The following is a 14,807-nucleotide window of genomic DNA, read 5'->3' on the forward strand; positions in this document are numbered from 1 at the left end:
CCTCCTTTTATCGTTTATAATGTTCCAGTTTTTCCATATCAAGTGTGACTCCGAACCCAATTTCATCAGGAATATGGATTTTGAAATCTTTGACTTCTATATCTTCTGTCGTAAGGCGGTCCCTGTATAGAAGAGGGCCGAATATTTCAGTGCCGAATTTGAGTTCAGGAATGGTAGAGTAGACGGTTGCCGCGATGGCATTGCCAAGAGAAGATTCAATCATGGTGCCGCCGTACAGGCCGATGCCGGAAGCTTCGGCTATACCGGCAATCTTTTGAGTGGCAAGCACCCCGCCGTGCTTGGCAGGCTTCAAAGCAATGGCGTCTCCAGCTCGTTGCTTGATCAGACGATAGGTATCTTCCAACGAAGTCGCTGCTTCATCAGCCAAGATGGAGACATCAAACCGTTCGGTCAATCTGGCCATCCCCTCGTAGTTCCAGGTGGGAAGGGGCTGTTCAATCATGGAAACGCCCATTTCCTCCAGAGCTTTTATTTGCTTCAATGCCGTGTATTCATCCCATGCTTGGTTGATGTCTACGGTAATTCGTGATTCTTTCCCTACTGCTTTGATGATTTCTCCGACATGATGAACATTTTGATCTGGGTCACCGCCGCCAATCTTCAGTTTGAAAATGTTATGCCGTTTCTGGTGAAGCATCTCTTTTGCTTCTTCGATATCTTTGGATGTATCCCCACTGGCCAGTGTCCAGGCAAGAGGGAGGCCGTCATGAATTTTACCGCCTATAAGAGTATAGGCAGGCACTTCCAATTGTTTGGCTGCAAGGTCGATCAATGCGGCTTCTATGACACATTTAGCGAAGTTATTTCCTCTGACCTGTTTTGAAATGTCATTCATGATCCGATTGAAGTTTTGTGGGTTTCTGCCGATGAGATGCGGGGTGATGTAGGCGTCAATATTTGCCTTTATCGCCTCTACAGTGCTTTCCCCATAGGAAGCTCCACCAATGGTAGCGACTTCCGAAATCCCCTGCCTTCCCTCACTGTCAGTGATGAGACCAATAACGATGGCTTGGGTAGTGATGGTTGTCATCGCAAGCTTATGTGGCCTTATGGTAGGCAAATCACAGATATGTATGTCCACTTTTGAAATATTACTCATGCTCCACCTCCGATGTACTTATATCGTACATGTATATGATATTCGAACACACACCCATTATATATATTCCTTGAAAGCGGTGTCAATGAGTTTTTTGAAAATTTACAATTGATATATATTAAATTCAATAATATCAATTTTAAAATTATCTATTGTTTAACCAGAAAACTAACTTTATTCCATTAATTTTGATTTTACATTGATTTATTCGTTAATTAGTTGTACTATTAAACTAATTAAAAAGATACGGGAGCGGTTAATGAAATGAGAAAATATTTTGTGCTTTTTGTAAGCGTATCCATCCTCCTCCTGCTTGGTGCATGCTCCAATGCATCGTCTGCAGCCGGAGATGGGCACAACATGATACTTGCGCATAATCATCCTACGGACCACCCGGTACATAAATCCCTGGAGAAATTCAAGGAGGAAGTGGAAGAGCGGTCCGACGGGGAGATGACTATGACGCTCTATGCGAATGGACAGCTTGGGGATGAGCGCGAGGTCATCGAGCTGACGCAGACGGGTGCAGTGGATGTCACGAAAGTCAGCGCGGGGGCGCTTGAGAGCTTCCGTCCCGAGTACTCGATCTTCGGTCTGCCTTACCTCTTTGAAGATACGGATGAGTTCAAGGAGAAGATGTCGGATCCTGAAATTACGGATGTTATCTACAATTCTTCTGAAGATATCGGATTCGTCGGCCTTACATACTTCGATGCGGGCAGCCGGAGTCTCTATACAAGGGACCGCGTCGTCGAGAATACGGAGGATATGTCCGGGCTCAAGGTGCGCGTGCAGCCAAGTGCCACAAGTGTGGCGATGATTGATGCACTCGGTGGAACGCCGACGCCTATGGCATATGGAGAAGTGTATACATCACTCCAGTCGGGCATCATTGATGCAGCCGAGAACAACCTGACTTCCCTTGTCAGCTCGAAGCACGGGGAAGTGGCTGACCACTGGATGTATACAGAGCATGCGATTGTCCCGGATATGCTCATCATGAACAAGCATAGACTGGACCGTATGACTGAAGCACAGCGCCAGATCATCCATGATTCTGCGGAGGCTGCGAATGCCTTCCACGAAGTCGTATGGAATGAAGCGACTGAGGCGGCAGCGGAAGAGGCGCAGAATGAAATGGGTGTAGAGTTCCATGAGGTGGACAAGTCCTCCTTCATCGAATCTGTCCAGCCGCTCCATGACGAAATGAAGGCAGACGAGACGATGGGGCCGATCTATGAACTGTTCAAGGGAGGAGATTCTGATGAAGAAAGCTAAACGTATAGTGGATACCGTCATCCTCGCTTTCGCAAGTGTTGCGATCATTTCCATGACACTGCTCTCGATCTGGCAGGTCATCGCGAGATATATATTGAACAACCCGAGCACGATGAGTGAAGAGATCATCAGGTACACATTGATATGGTTCACACTCCTCGCTGCAGCCTATGTCTTCGGTAAAAATAAACACATCGCGATCCTGTTCGTCCGGGAAAGGATGGGCTGGAATACGCAAGTGGCATTGACATACCTGGCACAGATTGCGATTCTGCTTACGGCAGCGATTGTCTTCATCTACGGCGGCATCCGCATCACAATGCTTACGGCTCCGCAGATCGCACCAGCCACAGGCATATCCATGGGCTTCGTCTATGCGGCGCTGCCGGTTTCTGGGGTGGTCACGCTGTTCTATACGATATATAACATCATGAACATTGAAAGAGTTGCGAAAAAAGAGAATGAGGATGTGAAAAGTCTATGAGTTTGACAGTACTATCGGGAATCGTAATCTTCGGATTGCTGCTTCTGTTCCTGGCAATCGGCTTCCCGATCGCCATTTCCATCCTGCTGAGTTCGCTCTTTACACTCATGCTCATCATGCCATTCGATACGACGATACTTACCGGTGCCCAGCGCCTCGTCACCGAGATGGACAGTTTCACGATGCTCGCTGTACCTTTGTTCGTGCTTGCAGGCATCATCATGAACAACGGGGGCATCGCATTCAAGCTGATCAACTTCGCCAAAGTGCTCGTCGGCAGGATGCCGGGGTCATTGGCACATACGAATGTTGTCGGCAATATGCTTTTCGGTTCGATCGCAGGGTCCAGCGTGGCCTCTGCTGCGGCCATGGGACGCATCATGACGCCGATGCAGCTGAACAGCGGCTATGACCGCAAATATGCAGCGGCGGTCAACATCGCATCCGCACCTGCGGGACTGATCATTCCACCGACGTCCATACTGATCGTCTACTCGCTCGTCAGTGGCGGCACATCCATCGCTGCCCTCTTCATGGCCGGATACATTCCGGGCATCCTCTGGGGATTCGCGACAATGATCGTCGCCTATGTACTGGCGAAGAAATACAAGTATCCGGTTTCCGATAAGATCGCCTGGCGCGACAAGTTGTACCTTACACTCGATGCGATTCCGAGCCTGCTGCTCATCGTCATCGTCATCGGCGGCATCGTGGCCGGCATCTTCACAGCAACGGAAGGCGCAGCGGTGGCTGTGGTCTACGCTACAATACTCTCGATGATCTACAGGAACCTGAAGATCAGGGAAATTCCGAACATACTCAGGGAGACGGTCGAAATCACCGGGATGATCCTGCTGCTGATCACCGTTTCAGGACTCTTCTCACTGGTCATGTCCTATACAGGGCTGCCGAACGCCATCAGCAGTTCCCTGCTGTCCCTGACGGATAATACGATCATCATCCTGCTTCTCATGACGGTCATCCTGCTCGTCATCGGAACATTCATGGACATCACGCCGGCGGTGCTGATATTTACACCGATCTTCCTGCCGATTGCGATGGATATGGGCATCGATCCGATCCACTTCGGCATCATCATCACGTTCAACCTGTGCATCGGCAACATCACACCGCCTGTCGGATCTGCATTGTTCGTCGGCGCGAGTGTGGCAGACATACGGATAGAAAAGGTCGTACCGGTCCTGATCCCATTCTTCATCGTACTGTTCATCATGCTGCTGATCGTGACGTTTACGCCGGTTCTGAGCATGTTCCTGCCGGAACTGTTCAACCTGACATAAGCCATCAATAAAGGAATAGGAGAGATATAAATGATCGACAAGGATTTCCTGCTTACTACAGAGACCGCAAAGTGGCTGTATCATGATGTGGCCAAAGACCTGCCCATCATCGATTATCACAACCACCTCAACCCGAAAGAAATCTATGACAATGAGAACTACCGTTCCATTACCGAAGTATGGCTCGGTGGAGACCATTACAAATGGCGCGCCATGCGGGCAGCCGGCATCGACGAGGAAAGGATAACAGGGGATGCGGACGAGAAGGCCAAGTTCGATGCATTCGCAGAAACAGTACCCCAGCTCTTCGGGAATCAGCTGCTGCACTGGACGCAGCTTGAGCTTAAGACATTCTTCGGCATCAGCGACCTGCTGTCGCCAAAGAGTGCCGATGCGATCTATGAAAAGGCGAATGATATGCTGAAAGGGGAGGCGCTGAAGCCGAGAAGCATACTGGAGAGCCAGAAAGTGAAGTTCCTCGGCACGACGGACGACCCGACGGATGACCTGGAATACCACAGGCGCATCAGGGAGGATGATACGATAGATGTGCAGGTGTCACCTTCCTTCAGGCCTGACAAAGCCATCGCCATCGATACACCGGACTACAGGGAATGGCTTGGGAAGCTGGAAGCTGCGGCAGATGGCAAGATAGACACCTACGATAAGTTCATGGATGCATTGTACAGCCGCATCGAATTCTTCAATGATATGGGATGCCGGGCATCGGACCACGGCATCAATGAAATGTTCTATGCCGAGGCGGAAGCGGAAGCGGTTGGAGCAATCTTCGATAAGGTCATCAGGGAAGAGTCTCTTTCAGAAGATGAAGTGGCGCAGTTCAAGACATATACCCTCGTCCAGCTTGCGAAGAAGTACAATGAATACGGCTGGGTGATGCAGCTGCACATCGGGCCGCTCAGAAACAACAACTCCCGCATGTTCAAAGAACTCGGACCAGACAGTGGATTCGATTCCATCAACGACCAGCTTGTGGCACAGCCGCTTTCCAGATTCCTGGATCGCATCGATCAGGAGGATGCACTTCCGAAGACGATACTATACACACTGAATCCGCGGGATAACATCATCATGGCAACGATGGCCGGAAACTTCCAGGGCGGCGGCATTCCAGGGAAGGTGCAGTTCGGTACGGCATGGTGGTTCAACGACAACTATGAAGGTATGCGGGAGCAGATGAAGACGCTGGCAAATGCGGGTGTGTTCAAAAATTTCATCGGCATGCTGACGGATTCAAGGAGCATGCTGAGCTTCACACGCCACGAATACTTCAGAAGAATCCTGTGCGAACTGCTTGGAGAGTGGGTGGAGTCGGGCATGGTGCCTGACGACCGTGAGCTTCTCAAGGAGTATGTCGAAGGTATATGCTACTACAATGCGAAAAGATATTTTGGACTTGAAAGTGAATAAAAAGGAGCGATTGCTATGGAAATGAGTTTTAGATGGTATGGCTCGGATGATCCGGTGAAGCTTGAAGACATCCGCCAGATTCCACAGATGAAGGGGATCGTATCAGCGATCTATGACATCCCCGCCGGCGAAGTCTGGCCGTATGACGAGATCGTAAAACTGCGGGATGCAGTGGCGGCACACGGCATGCGCCTGAACATCATCGAATCGGTGCCCGTCCATGAAGACATCAAGATGGGCCGCGGCCGCCGCGATGCATTGATCGAGAACTACAAGGAGACGATCCGCAATCTGGCCAAAGCGGGTATTGGCACTGTCTGCTACAACTTCATGCCGGTATTCGACTGGACACGCATCGAACTCGATGCCCCGCTGCCGGACGGGTCGAATTCCCTGAAGTATGACGAGGCGCTGGTCAAGGACATCGATCCGTTGAGCGGCGAACTCACGCTGCCGGGCTGGGACCTGTCCTATCAGACGGACGACCTGAAGGAAATCATCGATGCCTACCAGGACATCAGTGAAGACCAGCTGTTCGACAACCTGATCTACTTCCTCGAGCGCATCATTCCGGTCGCAGAGGCGGAGGATGTCCTCATGGCCATCCACCCGGACGATCCACCATGGGGCATCTTCGGCCTGCCGCGCATCATCACCGGCGCGCCGGCCCTCCGGAAGCTGTTCGATGCCGTGCCGAGCAGGCACAACGGCATCACGTTCTGTACCGGATCCTACGGCTCCACGCCGGACAACGACCTGTTCGAGATCATCGAGCTCGCCAAGGAACGCATCCACTTCGTCCATGCCAGAAACGTCAAGTGGACTGGGGAGCGCTCCTTCCAGGAGACGTCCCACTCCATCCATGACGGATCCCTGGATATGGTAGGCATCGTCGAAAAGCTCATCGAGAGTGGTGTCGACGTGCCGATCCGTCCGGACCACGGCCGCATGATCTGGGGTGAGACGGGCAGACCGGGCTATGGCCTCTATGACCGTGCACTGGGTGCCGCCTACCTGAACGGCATCATCGATACAGTAAACAGAAAATAAAAAGAAAAGGATAAGTCCGACTTATCCTTTTCTGGTATTAATGGGCAATATGATAGGCATTCAGGTCGAAATGGTGGATATCGAGATATTTCGCAAGGGGTACAAGTGCTGCACCAAGGGCGCTGGATTGCGTACCGAGGGGCGAGATGAGGATGTCCCCATAATCGATGAACGATGATGTAAGTCCGGGCTTGAGTTCATCAAGCAGTTCCGGATACTTGGAGAATATGGTGCTGTTGATGACCAGCTTTTTAGGGTTGAAGACATTGATGATGTTATTCAGCCCGACGGTGATGAAGGAGATGTAGTCTTCAAATATGGCCTTCGCCTTCTCGTCCGCCTTCAAGGATTCATATGTCGGAAATTCAACCAGTGAGATGCCGGCGTCGGCAAGCGAGCGGGTGAGCACCTCATCCGAAGCATAACGCTCGAAGCATCCCCTGTTTCCACAGCGGCATTCTATGCCATCCTGCTTGATGATCATATGTCCGACTTCGCCGGCATAGCCGGAGAATCCATGGAACACTTCATTGTTCAGCAGGATGCCGAGCCCGATACCACTGGACAGCGTCATGCTATAGAGGTTGGTCTCATATGCAGTGAACGACTGTTCGGCACGGACGGACATATTGGCGTTGTTGTCGATATGGACGGGCACTTCGAATCGTTCCTCAAGTTCTGACAGCAGCGGTTTCAGATCAAGCTGCTGGGGTGGGGAATAGAGCAGCTCCAGATCGGAATTGACGATGCCGTGGAAACTGATGCCGATGCCGATAAGCTGGTTCGGACGGTAGACTTCATTGTATTGTCTGATCACCGGTTCGAGCAGAGTCGGCAGGAGTTCAGGAAGCGCATCCGTATGGCGGATGTCGAAGTCATGTATGTTGTTGTAGACGGTCATGCCCTTGAGGTTGATGACCATGATGCGTATATGGGAACGGTCGATGTCGATACCGATGGAATATGTGCTCATCGGGTCGAGTTCCAGGATGATCGGCCGGCGGCCGGGCTGTGCATAGTTTTCGACGGGTTTTTCAATGACCAGCGACTGGTCGATCAGTTCATTGACCTGGGAAGAGACCGTGGCCTTGTTCAATCCAGTGCGCTTTGATATATCAACTCTTGAAATGGAGCGGCTGCGGATGATATCTTCCAGTACAAGTCTGCGGTTCATCGTTTTAATATAGTTCGAATCACCAGTAACCATAAGGTACACCTCATTTTGGTTTGTTAGATAAACTAATCTTACCAAATAGTTATCCAATGAGCAATTTCATTTACCATAAAATAGGAGGAAGAATAATGACTACCCCTTTCAATACAAATCTTAAAGGCCAGGTTGCAGTCGTCACAGGCGGTGGCGGTGTCCTTGGTTCATACTTTTGCCGTGCACTTGCGGATGCTGGTGCCAAAGTTGCCGTTCTCGGCCGCACACTCGAGTCTTGCGAAACGGTGGCTGCCGAAATAAAGGAAGCAGGCGGCGAAGCGCTGGCTGTCCAATGTGATGTTACAGATAAGGCATCTGTAGAAAAAGCGCGTGAAGCGGTGAATGATGCACTTGGTACATGCGACGTCCTCGTCAATGGCGCAGGTGGCAACAATCCGTCCGCATCCACTGAAGATGAGTACCTGGACCTCGACAAGCTGGACGACCCGAATGTCAGGAACTTCTTTGCCCTCGATACGGACGGCATCGACTTCGTCTTCAAACTGAACTTCCTGGGTACATTGATACCTTCCCAAATCTTCGGCAAGGACATGGCACCAAAAGAGCATGCAACGATAATCAATGTATCCTCAATGAACGCCTTCACGCCATTGACGAAGATCCCGGCCTATAGCGGTGCGAAGTCTGCAATCAGCAACTTCACACAGTGGCTCAGCGTCTACATGTCACGCACAGGCGTCAGAGTCAACGCCATGGCACCAGGCTTCCTGGCCACCAATCAGAACAGGGACCTCCTTTTCGATAAAGATGGCAACCTGACGGAAAGAAGCCACAAGATCATCAATGCAACACCGATGGGCCGCTTCGGTGAACCTGAAGAACTGCTTGGCACACTGCTCTATCTGGCTGACCATAAGGCCTCCGGATTCGTTACCGGCATCGTCATTCCGGTCGACGGCGGTTTCTCTGCATACTCAGGTGTCTAAGACAGGATCATATGAACAATAGAACAGGCTGTCCCCAAAGTGGGGACAGCCTGTTTTCATTTCTACCTCTTCACTTCTCGTGTTGCATCGAGCACATCCGCCATCTTCGATATATCCTCTGTGGCGAAATCCCCGCTGATCGTATGCTTGTACAGCATATTTCCGAGTGCATTCTGCAGGATGTCCTGTTCTCCAAGACCATTCATCAGTCCATGGATGACACCTGCAGTGAAGGCGTCACCCGTACCGATCCGGTCGAGTATCTCCACTTCATAGGCGTCCGTCTCCCTGATACCATCCTTTGAAGACAGCATCCCCTTGATGATGTTCCTGTTGGAATGGACGACGGTGCGCTGTGTGAATGCAATATATTCTATATCATATGCAGTATGCAGCTTTTCAAGTATCGGAGCCAGGGTATCGGCATCCGGGTTGCGTTCAAGACCATCCTTGACCTCTTTGCCGTCTTCCTTCAACTCGACCGGCTCATATCCGAAGATCACATCACAATGTTTGATGAACTGCGGCATCGTAGACCGTGCTTCGTCAAAGGACCAGAGATTGCCCCTGAAGTTGAGGTCGGCACTGATTTTTAGTCCCATCTCTTTGGCCGTCTCCACTGCCCGGAGCAGCACCTTCTGGAGTTCTGCATTGAGGGCAGGGGTGATGCCGCTGAAATGGAACCAGTCATATCCTTCCAACGCCGCTTTGAAATCATAGTCTTCAACTGTCGACTGCTCGAAGCTTGAATACTTGCGGTCGTAGATGACGGAGGAGGAGCGGATATTGAACCCCTGTTCGAGGAAGTATGTCCCCATGCGCTGGCCGCCCATGCGAATATGCCGCGTCTCCACATCGTTGCTCTTCAGGAGGGAGAGCGTGCGCCTGCCAAAGGCATTGTCAGGCAGGGAAGTGATCATTGCAGTATCCACACCTGAGGCGGCGAGGCTCATTGCAACATTCATTTCACTGCCGCCGATGTTGACATTCATTTGATCGGCCGTTCTGAAAGTGTCCGATGCATCCGTGCTCAGACGCATCATGATTTCCCCGAATGTAATGAATTTCATGCCTATTCCCCTTTCAACGCTTTCTGATATGTGGCGACGAATGCTTCAGTGTTTTCTTTGACGACTCCCGGGTTCGAACCATCATAGCCTTTGGCGAGGGCACTGCCGATGCCGATGGCGAAAGCTCCGTTCTCCATCCAATCAGCCATGTTCTCCTTGTTGACGCCGCCGGAAGGCATGAGGTTTGCATGCGGCATCGGTCCTTTGATGTCCTTGATGAATGACGCACCGAGCACACCGCCAGGGAAGATCTTGATGACATCCACGCCGGCCTTCATCGCTTCTGCGACTTCCGTCGCCGTCGCACATCCAGGCAGGTAGGGGATCTGATTCAAGTTGCAGAGGGCTGCGACATCCTTGTCGAAGTGTGGACTGACGATATACTGTGCGCCACGCCTGATTGCTTCATCCGCAGTCTCCCGCGACATGACCGTGCCTGCACCCACACATGCTTCACTGTTCGTTGCGAAATGCTCGATCAGCTCACTTGCCTTCGGTGTCGTGTAGGTGATTTCTATATTTTTGATTCCACCTTCGATGATGTTTTCGATCATCTTCACCGTATCCTCGAAGCCTTTTCCACGCACAACTGCAATCAGGTAGTTTTCACGGATTTCGTTCAATATATTAAATTTCTTCATTTCTTGGACTCTCCTTTATAATTACTTGTTTACTGTATCGATGATGCCGTTCAGGTAGGCGGCACCCAGTGCACGGTCATAGAGGCCGTAGCCCGGTCTGCCCGTCTCACCCCAGATCATGCGGCCGTGGTCCGGACGGATCGGCACGTCGACACCACTCTCGATGAGCTTTTCGACGATGCCTACCATATCCAGGGATCCGTCATGGATGGAGTGGGACGTCTCCTGGAAGGAGCGCTCCCCAGTCCACTTGACGTTTCTGGCATGGACGAAGTGGATGCGTTCCTTGGCGAGCTCGATGATCTCGAACAGGTCGTTGTCCGGCGTGGAGCCGTAGGATCCGGTACAGAACGTGATGCCGTTGTGCCTGCTCGGCACGGCATCGAACAGCTTCCGGAGGGCCGGCGCGCCGGTGATGATGCGCGGCAGGCCGAAGATGCCCCATGGTGGATCGTCCGGGTGGATGGCCATGAGGACATCCTCCGCCTCTGCGACCGGAATGATGCGCTCGAGGAAGTAGATCAGGTTGTCGAACAGCTGGTCTTCACTGATGTCCTGGTAGGCATCGATGATTTCCTTCAGGTCGTCCGTCTGATAGGACAGGTCCCAGCCCGGCAGCGTGAGTTCGCCGCTCAACGGATCGATGTCCTTGACCAGCGCCTCGTCATACTTCAGGGAATTCGACCCGTCCGGCAGCGGGGCATCGAGTTCGATGCGTGTCCAGTCGAATACCGGCATGAAGTTGTAGCAGACAGTGCCAATACCCGCTTTGGCCAGATTGCGGATCGTCTCCTTGTAGTTCTCGATCAATGCATCGCGGCGGCCGCGGCCCATCTTGATGTCTTCATGGACGGGCACGGATTCGATGACGTTCAGGCGCATGCCGTGTGCCGCCACTGCATCCCGCAGTTTTACGATCTCGTCATACGGCCAGACTTCGCCGGCGGGGATGTCATAGATCGCTGATACGATCCCCTTCATCTGTGGAATCTGGCGGATGTCTTCAAGCTTCACCGGATCATCCGAGCCATACCATCTAAAACTCATTTCCATAGCAATCGCTCCTCAAAGTCATATTAATTTTCAGATAAATATTGTAAAGCGTTTTCATATTTGTTAATATGAAATCACATAGTTTACTAAATCGTTTTATCAATTATAAAGGTAGTATAACATGAAAAAAATCACAATTAAAGATGTGGCAAAAAGAGCAGGGGTCTCTGTTAGTACAGTTTCCCAATACCTCAATAAGAGATATCACTACATGAGTGATGCAACAAAACATAGAATAGATGTCGCTATAAAAGAACTGGATTACGAACCAAATTTTCTAGCAAGAAATTTGAAAAGTAAGTCTACAAAAACAATTGGAATCATCGTAGCTAATATTCTTCATCATTTTTCTACCTCCATTACAAGAAGCATAGAAGATTATTGTGATAGTAATGGATATCATCTTATTATTTGCAATGCAGATGATGACTCTGAAAAAGAGAAGAAATACATACAAAATTTGATATCCAAGCAAGTTGACGGATTAATTATATTTCCTACCTTTGGTAACGAACAGCTGTATCAGCAGCTATTAGATAAAAAGTATCCTATTGTCTTTATTGATCGTTATATAAAAGGCCTAAATGTACCAACCTTTAAATTGGATAACACATCAGCCATCCAAAAGTCCTACGACTATTTAATGAAATTTAAGCTCAATAGAATCTATTACATCAGTACATCTTTAGATAAAAATATAACTCCAAGAATTGAGAGAATGGAAACTTTTAAATCCATTCAAGAAAAAACAAATGATTTGAATGAACACATCATAATTTCGGAAGATGTTGCCAATTTAAAAGAAGCAATTTCGAGAAATATGGACCTATCGGTTGATAGGAATGGCGTTATTCTTGCGAACGACTTTGCTTTAGCAGAATTTTTAAGTTTTACAACTGGGCAGAAATTACCGTTGCATGAGAAATTCAAACTAGTCTCAATTGATGATATTCAACTTGCCCAACTGTATCAGCCACCCATCTCAACTATAAAGCAGCCTATAGAAACCATTTCTGAAAACGCTTTAAACTGTTTACTTCAACAGATTAAAAATGAAAAGCATACTTATGATCTTATTAATGAATATGAACCTGTATTAATAGAAAGGTAGGTGGAGAGAAGGATGTCAACGGTAACAATCAATGTGAAGGAAGCAAGAAGAAAAGCAGTTAAAAAGTTCACTGATTTAGGATTGGGTAAAAAACACGCCTGTGTCGTTACAGAGGTCCTTCTGCATGCCGATCAAAGAGGCGTCTCCTCCCACGGTTTAATGAGGATCGAGCATTATCTGGAAAGAATTCGTCAAGGAGGGTTGAATATCTCACCCAATGTGACGTTCGAAGATACATCGGGCTCATCATTTATATGCGATGGTGATGACGGCATGGGGCATTATATAGTGAACTGTGCAGTAGACTATGCATTGGAAAAAGCCGAGGAACAGGGAGTTGTTATGGGGCTTATCAAAAAGAGCAGTCATTGCGGTGCTTTGTCATACTTTGTCAAAGAAATAGCTGAACAGGGATATATAGGAATAATGCTCAGTCAAACAGATACTATTGCAGTGCCATTTAAAGGTACTTCTCCATATTTCGGAAGTAACCCTATAGCTTTTGGTTTTCCAAAAGGTAAACAAGAATATCCGACAATAATTGATATGGCTACGACTGAGGTAGCGCTAGGAAAAGTTTTACACGCACAGGATAACGGCTCTCAAATACCATATGGTTGGGGGACGGATGAAGAGGGTCGAGAAACAGATAACCCTAATGAAATAAAATATCTAAAGCATTTTGGTGGCCCAAAAGGTTATGCACTGGCATTTGCAATTGATGTACTTACTGGCATATTAGGGAACGAATCCTATGGTACAAATATTCCGTCCATGTATAAAGAATTGGGTAAGTTTCGAAATCTATCTCAGAGCATAATCGTCATTAATCCAAAAATGTTTGGAGATAATCTTTTATTCGAAAAACTGCTGCAGCAAATGGAGACAGAGTTAAAGGATATCCCTACCTCTGACGGCTCGAAGGTTAAAGTTCCTGGTGATATTGAAAAGGACAAGGCAGTTGGGTCTGATGAAGTAGTTATCAATAATAAGCTTTACAAATTTTTGAATGGGGAGGAAGAACAATGAAAAAGTTTTTGTTTCTAGCAATTTTCTCAATTATGGTTTTGGCATTAGCAGCGTGTGGCAATGGAGGAGACGAGGCTGAAAACCAAGAAGGCAGTGAAAGTGAAAGCGAGGGTTCTGAGGAACAAGCTAGTAATGATGGAGAGCAGTATACTTGGAGCTTGGGCCATTTGGCAAATGAGGAACACATTTGGCATAATACCTCAGAAGAATTTGCCAGCTTGGTTGAAGAAAAAACAGATGGTCAAATTACAATAGAAATTTATCCTAACAACCAACTTGGTGGCGAAGTGGATACAATTAATAGTATCCGTGCAGGCAATGCAGATATGGTGATTACTGGCGAATCCATGGAAAATTGGTCGCCAAAAGCAGCACTTCTAGCAGCACCTTATGCACTTCGTGATTCAGAGCATCTTCAAACTGTAGTTGAAGGAGATGTAGGTCAGGAAATAGAAGAGGATATCGTCGAAAACGTAGGGGTCACGCCATTGTTTTACATGGAAAGAGCGCCAAGGAACCTAACTTCCAATGAGCCAGTTGAAACACCTGAAGACTTGAGTGGCTTCAATATGAGAATACCTAACGTACCTCTCTTCATGGACGCTTGGAGTGCGGCGGGAGCAAGTCCTCAAGTTATGGATTTTAACGAAGTATTTACTGGACTTCAACAGGGTGTAATCGATGGCCAGGAAAACCCTGTCGATCTGATCCACAGTGGTGGTCTTTATGAAGTCCAAAACTATGTCAATGAAACTGAGCATGTCTACTCTTGGATTTATGTAGTCGTCGGTAATGATCAATGGGAAGAGATAGGTGAAGACTTGCAACAGAGTGTTCTAGAGGCGGCGGAAGAAGCTCAGGCTCATGCAAGAGAGCTTCTTAATGAAGAAATTGACAATTATAGACAGATGCTTATAGATGAAGGTATGGAATTCGTTGAAGTAGATAAGGAAGCATTCCAAGAAGCTATGCAACCAGGAATTGAAAATTCGCTGGATGAAGAGCAAATGGAACTTTATCAGCGTATTATTGAAACAGAATAGAAAAGTTAAAGGGATAGAGCTTCTCTATCCCTTTAATAAATT

Annotated in this window: 14 protein-coding genes; 9 read left to right on the top strand and 5 right to left on the bottom strand. The window is 48.6% G+C overall.

The features are described 5' to 3' along the window. Positions 1–7 precede the first annotated feature (7 nt). Positions 8–1,120 carry a muconate cycloisomerase family protein gene (locus LLU09_RS07700; RefSeq protein WP_228311242.1) on the bottom strand — a complete coding sequence of 371 codons (1,113 nt, stop codon included), beginning with the start codon at positions 1,118–1,120 and terminating at the stop codon, positions 8–10. Between the two features lie 264 nt (positions 1,121–1,384). Between LLU09_RS07700 and LLU09_RS07705 the strand changes: the two genes are divergently transcribed. Genes LLU09_RS07705 through uxuA (LLU09_RS07725) form a run of 5 tightly spaced genes read left to right on the top strand, consistent with a single transcriptional unit; the run spans position 1,385 to position 6,664 of the window. Beyond that, the gene (locus LLU09_RS07705; RefSeq protein ID WP_228311243.1) at positions 1,385–2,398 is read left to right on the top strand and encodes a TRAP transporter substrate-binding protein; all 1,014 of its coding nucleotides are present in this window, start codon (positions 1,385–1,387) and stop codon (positions 2,396–2,398) included. Further along, entirely contained in the window at positions 2,385–2,882 is a 498-nt protein-coding gene (locus LLU09_RS07710) for a TRAP transporter small permease (protein WP_228311244.1), read from the top strand. Before LLU09_RS07705 ends, LLU09_RS07710 begins: the two co-directional genes overlap by 14 nt. Beyond that, a complete protein-coding gene (locus LLU09_RS07715) occupies positions 2,879–4,183 on the top strand; it encodes a TRAP transporter large permease (RefSeq protein WP_370632478.1) in 1,305 nt (434 codons plus the stop codon). The genes LLU09_RS07710 and LLU09_RS07715 overlap by 4 nt, the downstream gene beginning before the upstream one ends. 30 nt (positions 4,184–4,213) lie before the next feature. Then, positions 4,214–5,614, top strand: a complete 1,401-nt coding sequence (gene uxaC / locus LLU09_RS07720; RefSeq protein ID WP_228311245.1) for a glucuronate isomerase — start codon at positions 4,214–4,216, stop codon at positions 5,612–5,614. Positions 5,615–5,629: 15 nt separating this feature from the next. After that, on the top strand, positions 5,630–6,664 hold the full coding sequence (gene uxuA / locus LLU09_RS07725) for a mannonate dehydratase (protein ID WP_228311246.1): 1,035 nt from the start codon (positions 5,630–5,632) through the stop codon (positions 6,662–6,664). 37 nt (positions 6,665–6,701) lie between these two features. Here the strand turns inward: uxuA (LLU09_RS07725) and LLU09_RS07730 are convergent, their stop codons facing one another. Further along, on the bottom strand, positions 6,702–7,871 hold the full coding sequence (locus LLU09_RS07730) for an ROK family transcriptional regulator (RefSeq protein ID WP_228311247.1): 1,170 nt from the start codon (positions 7,869–7,871) through the stop codon (positions 6,702–6,704). A gap of 95 nt (positions 7,872–7,966) precedes the next feature. Between LLU09_RS07730 and LLU09_RS07735 the strand changes: the two genes are divergently transcribed. Next, a complete protein-coding gene (locus tag LLU09_RS07735; RefSeq protein WP_228311248.1) occupies positions 7,967–8,818 on the top strand; it encodes an SDR family oxidoreductase in 852 nt (283 codons plus the stop codon). Positions 8,819–8,880: 62 nt separating this feature from the next. Here LLU09_RS07735 and LLU09_RS07740 read toward each other — a convergent pair whose 3' ends face one another. Genes LLU09_RS07740 through uxuA (LLU09_RS07750) form a run of 3 tightly spaced genes read right to left on the bottom strand, consistent with a single transcriptional unit; the run spans position 8,881 to position 11,582 of the window. Then, positions 8,881–9,888 carry a sugar kinase gene (locus LLU09_RS07740; protein WP_228311249.1) on the bottom strand — a complete coding sequence of 336 codons (1,008 nt, stop codon included), beginning with the start codon at positions 9,886–9,888 and terminating at the stop codon, positions 8,881–8,883. A 2-nt stretch (positions 9,889–9,890) separates the two neighbouring features. Beyond that, a complete protein-coding gene (locus LLU09_RS07745; protein WP_228311250.1) occupies positions 9,891–10,529 on the bottom strand; it encodes a bifunctional 2-keto-4-hydroxyglutarate aldolase/2-keto-3-deoxy-6-phosphogluconate aldolase in 639 nt (212 codons plus the stop codon). 21 nt (positions 10,530–10,550) lie between these two features. After that, positions 10,551–11,582, bottom strand: coding sequence for a mannonate dehydratase (uxuA, locus tag LLU09_RS07750; RefSeq protein WP_228311251.1), 1,032 nt, complete (start codon positions 11,580–11,582; stop codon positions 10,551–10,553). Between the two features lie 121 nt (positions 11,583–11,703). Here uxuA (LLU09_RS07750) and LLU09_RS07755 point away from each other — a divergent pair, with 121 nt between their 5' ends. From LLU09_RS07755 to LLU09_RS07765, 3 genes are read left to right on the top strand one after another with little or no spacing between them, the layout of a single operon-like run. Next, complete coding sequence (locus LLU09_RS07755; protein ID WP_228311252.1) at positions 11,704–12,693, top strand: LacI family DNA-binding transcriptional regulator; 990 nt, start codon at positions 11,704–11,706, stop codon at positions 12,691–12,693. A gap of 12 nt (positions 12,694–12,705) precedes the next feature. Then, positions 12,706–13,722 (top strand): Ldh family oxidoreductase, encoded by a 1,017-nt coding sequence (locus tag LLU09_RS07760; RefSeq protein ID WP_228311253.1) that lies wholly within the window; start codon positions 12,706–12,708, stop codon positions 13,720–13,722. Beyond that, on the top strand, positions 13,719–14,765 hold the full coding sequence (locus LLU09_RS07765) for a TRAP transporter substrate-binding protein (protein WP_228311254.1): 1,047 nt from the start codon (positions 13,719–13,721) through the stop codon (positions 14,763–14,765). Before LLU09_RS07760 ends, LLU09_RS07765 begins: the two co-directional genes overlap by 4 nt. The last annotated feature ends 42 nt before the right edge of the window (positions 14,766–14,807 follow it).

Source organism: Salinicoccus sp. RF5 (assembly GCF_020786625.1).
In the GTDB taxonomy this organism is placed as follows: Bacteria; Bacillota; Bacilli; order Staphylococcales; family Salinicoccaceae; genus Salinicoccus.

Bases quoted from the DNA above. Each gene is read 5' to 3' on its own strand.
- LLU09_RS07715 (WP_370632478.1), top strand. From the start codon at position 2,879: ATGAGTTTGACAGTACTATCGGGAATCGTAATCTTCGGATTGCTGCTT.
- LLU09_RS07710 (WP_228311244.1), top strand. From the start codon at position 2,385: ATGAAGAAAGCTAAACGTATAGTGGATACCGTCATCCTCGCTTTCGCA.
- uxaC (WP_228311245.1), top strand. From the start codon at position 4,214: ATGATCGACAAGGATTTCCTGCTTACTACAGAGACCGCAAAGTGGCTG.
- uxuA (WP_228311251.1), bottom strand. From the start codon at position 11,582: ATGGAAATGAGTTTTAGATGGTATGGCTCGGATGATCCGGTGAAGCTT.
- LLU09_RS07745 (WP_228311250.1), bottom strand. From the start codon at position 10,529: ATGAAGAAATTTAATATATTGAACGAAATCCGTGAAAACTACCTGATT.
- LLU09_RS07740 (WP_228311249.1), bottom strand. From the start codon at position 9,888: ATGAAATTCATTACATTCGGGGAAATCATGATGCGTCTGAGCACGGAT.
- LLU09_RS07700 (WP_228311242.1), bottom strand. From the start codon at position 1,120: ATGAGTAATATTTCAAAAGTGGACATACATATCTGTGATTTGCCTACC.
- LLU09_RS07765 (WP_228311254.1), top strand. From the start codon at position 13,719: ATGAAAAAGTTTTTGTTTCTAGCAATTTTCTCAATTATGGTTTTGGCA.
- LLU09_RS07755 (WP_228311252.1), top strand. From the start codon at position 11,704: ATGAAAAAAATCACAATTAAAGATGTGGCAAAAAGAGCAGGGGTCTCT.
- LLU09_RS07705 (WP_228311243.1), top strand. From the start codon at position 1,385: ATGAGAAAATATTTTGTGCTTTTTGTAAGCGTATCCATCCTCCTCCTG.
- LLU09_RS07760 (WP_228311253.1), top strand. From the start codon at position 12,706: ATGTCAACGGTAACAATCAATGTGAAGGAAGCAAGAAGAAAAGCAGTT.
- uxuA (WP_228311246.1), top strand. From the start codon at position 5,630: ATGGAAATGAGTTTTAGATGGTATGGCTCGGATGATCCGGTGAAGCTT.
- LLU09_RS07735 (WP_228311248.1), top strand. From the start codon at position 7,967: ATGACTACCCCTTTCAATACAAATCTTAAAGGCCAGGTTGCAGTCGTC.
- LLU09_RS07730 (WP_228311247.1), bottom strand. From the start codon at position 7,871: ATGGTTACTGGTGATTCGAACTATATTAAAACGATGAACCGCAGACTT.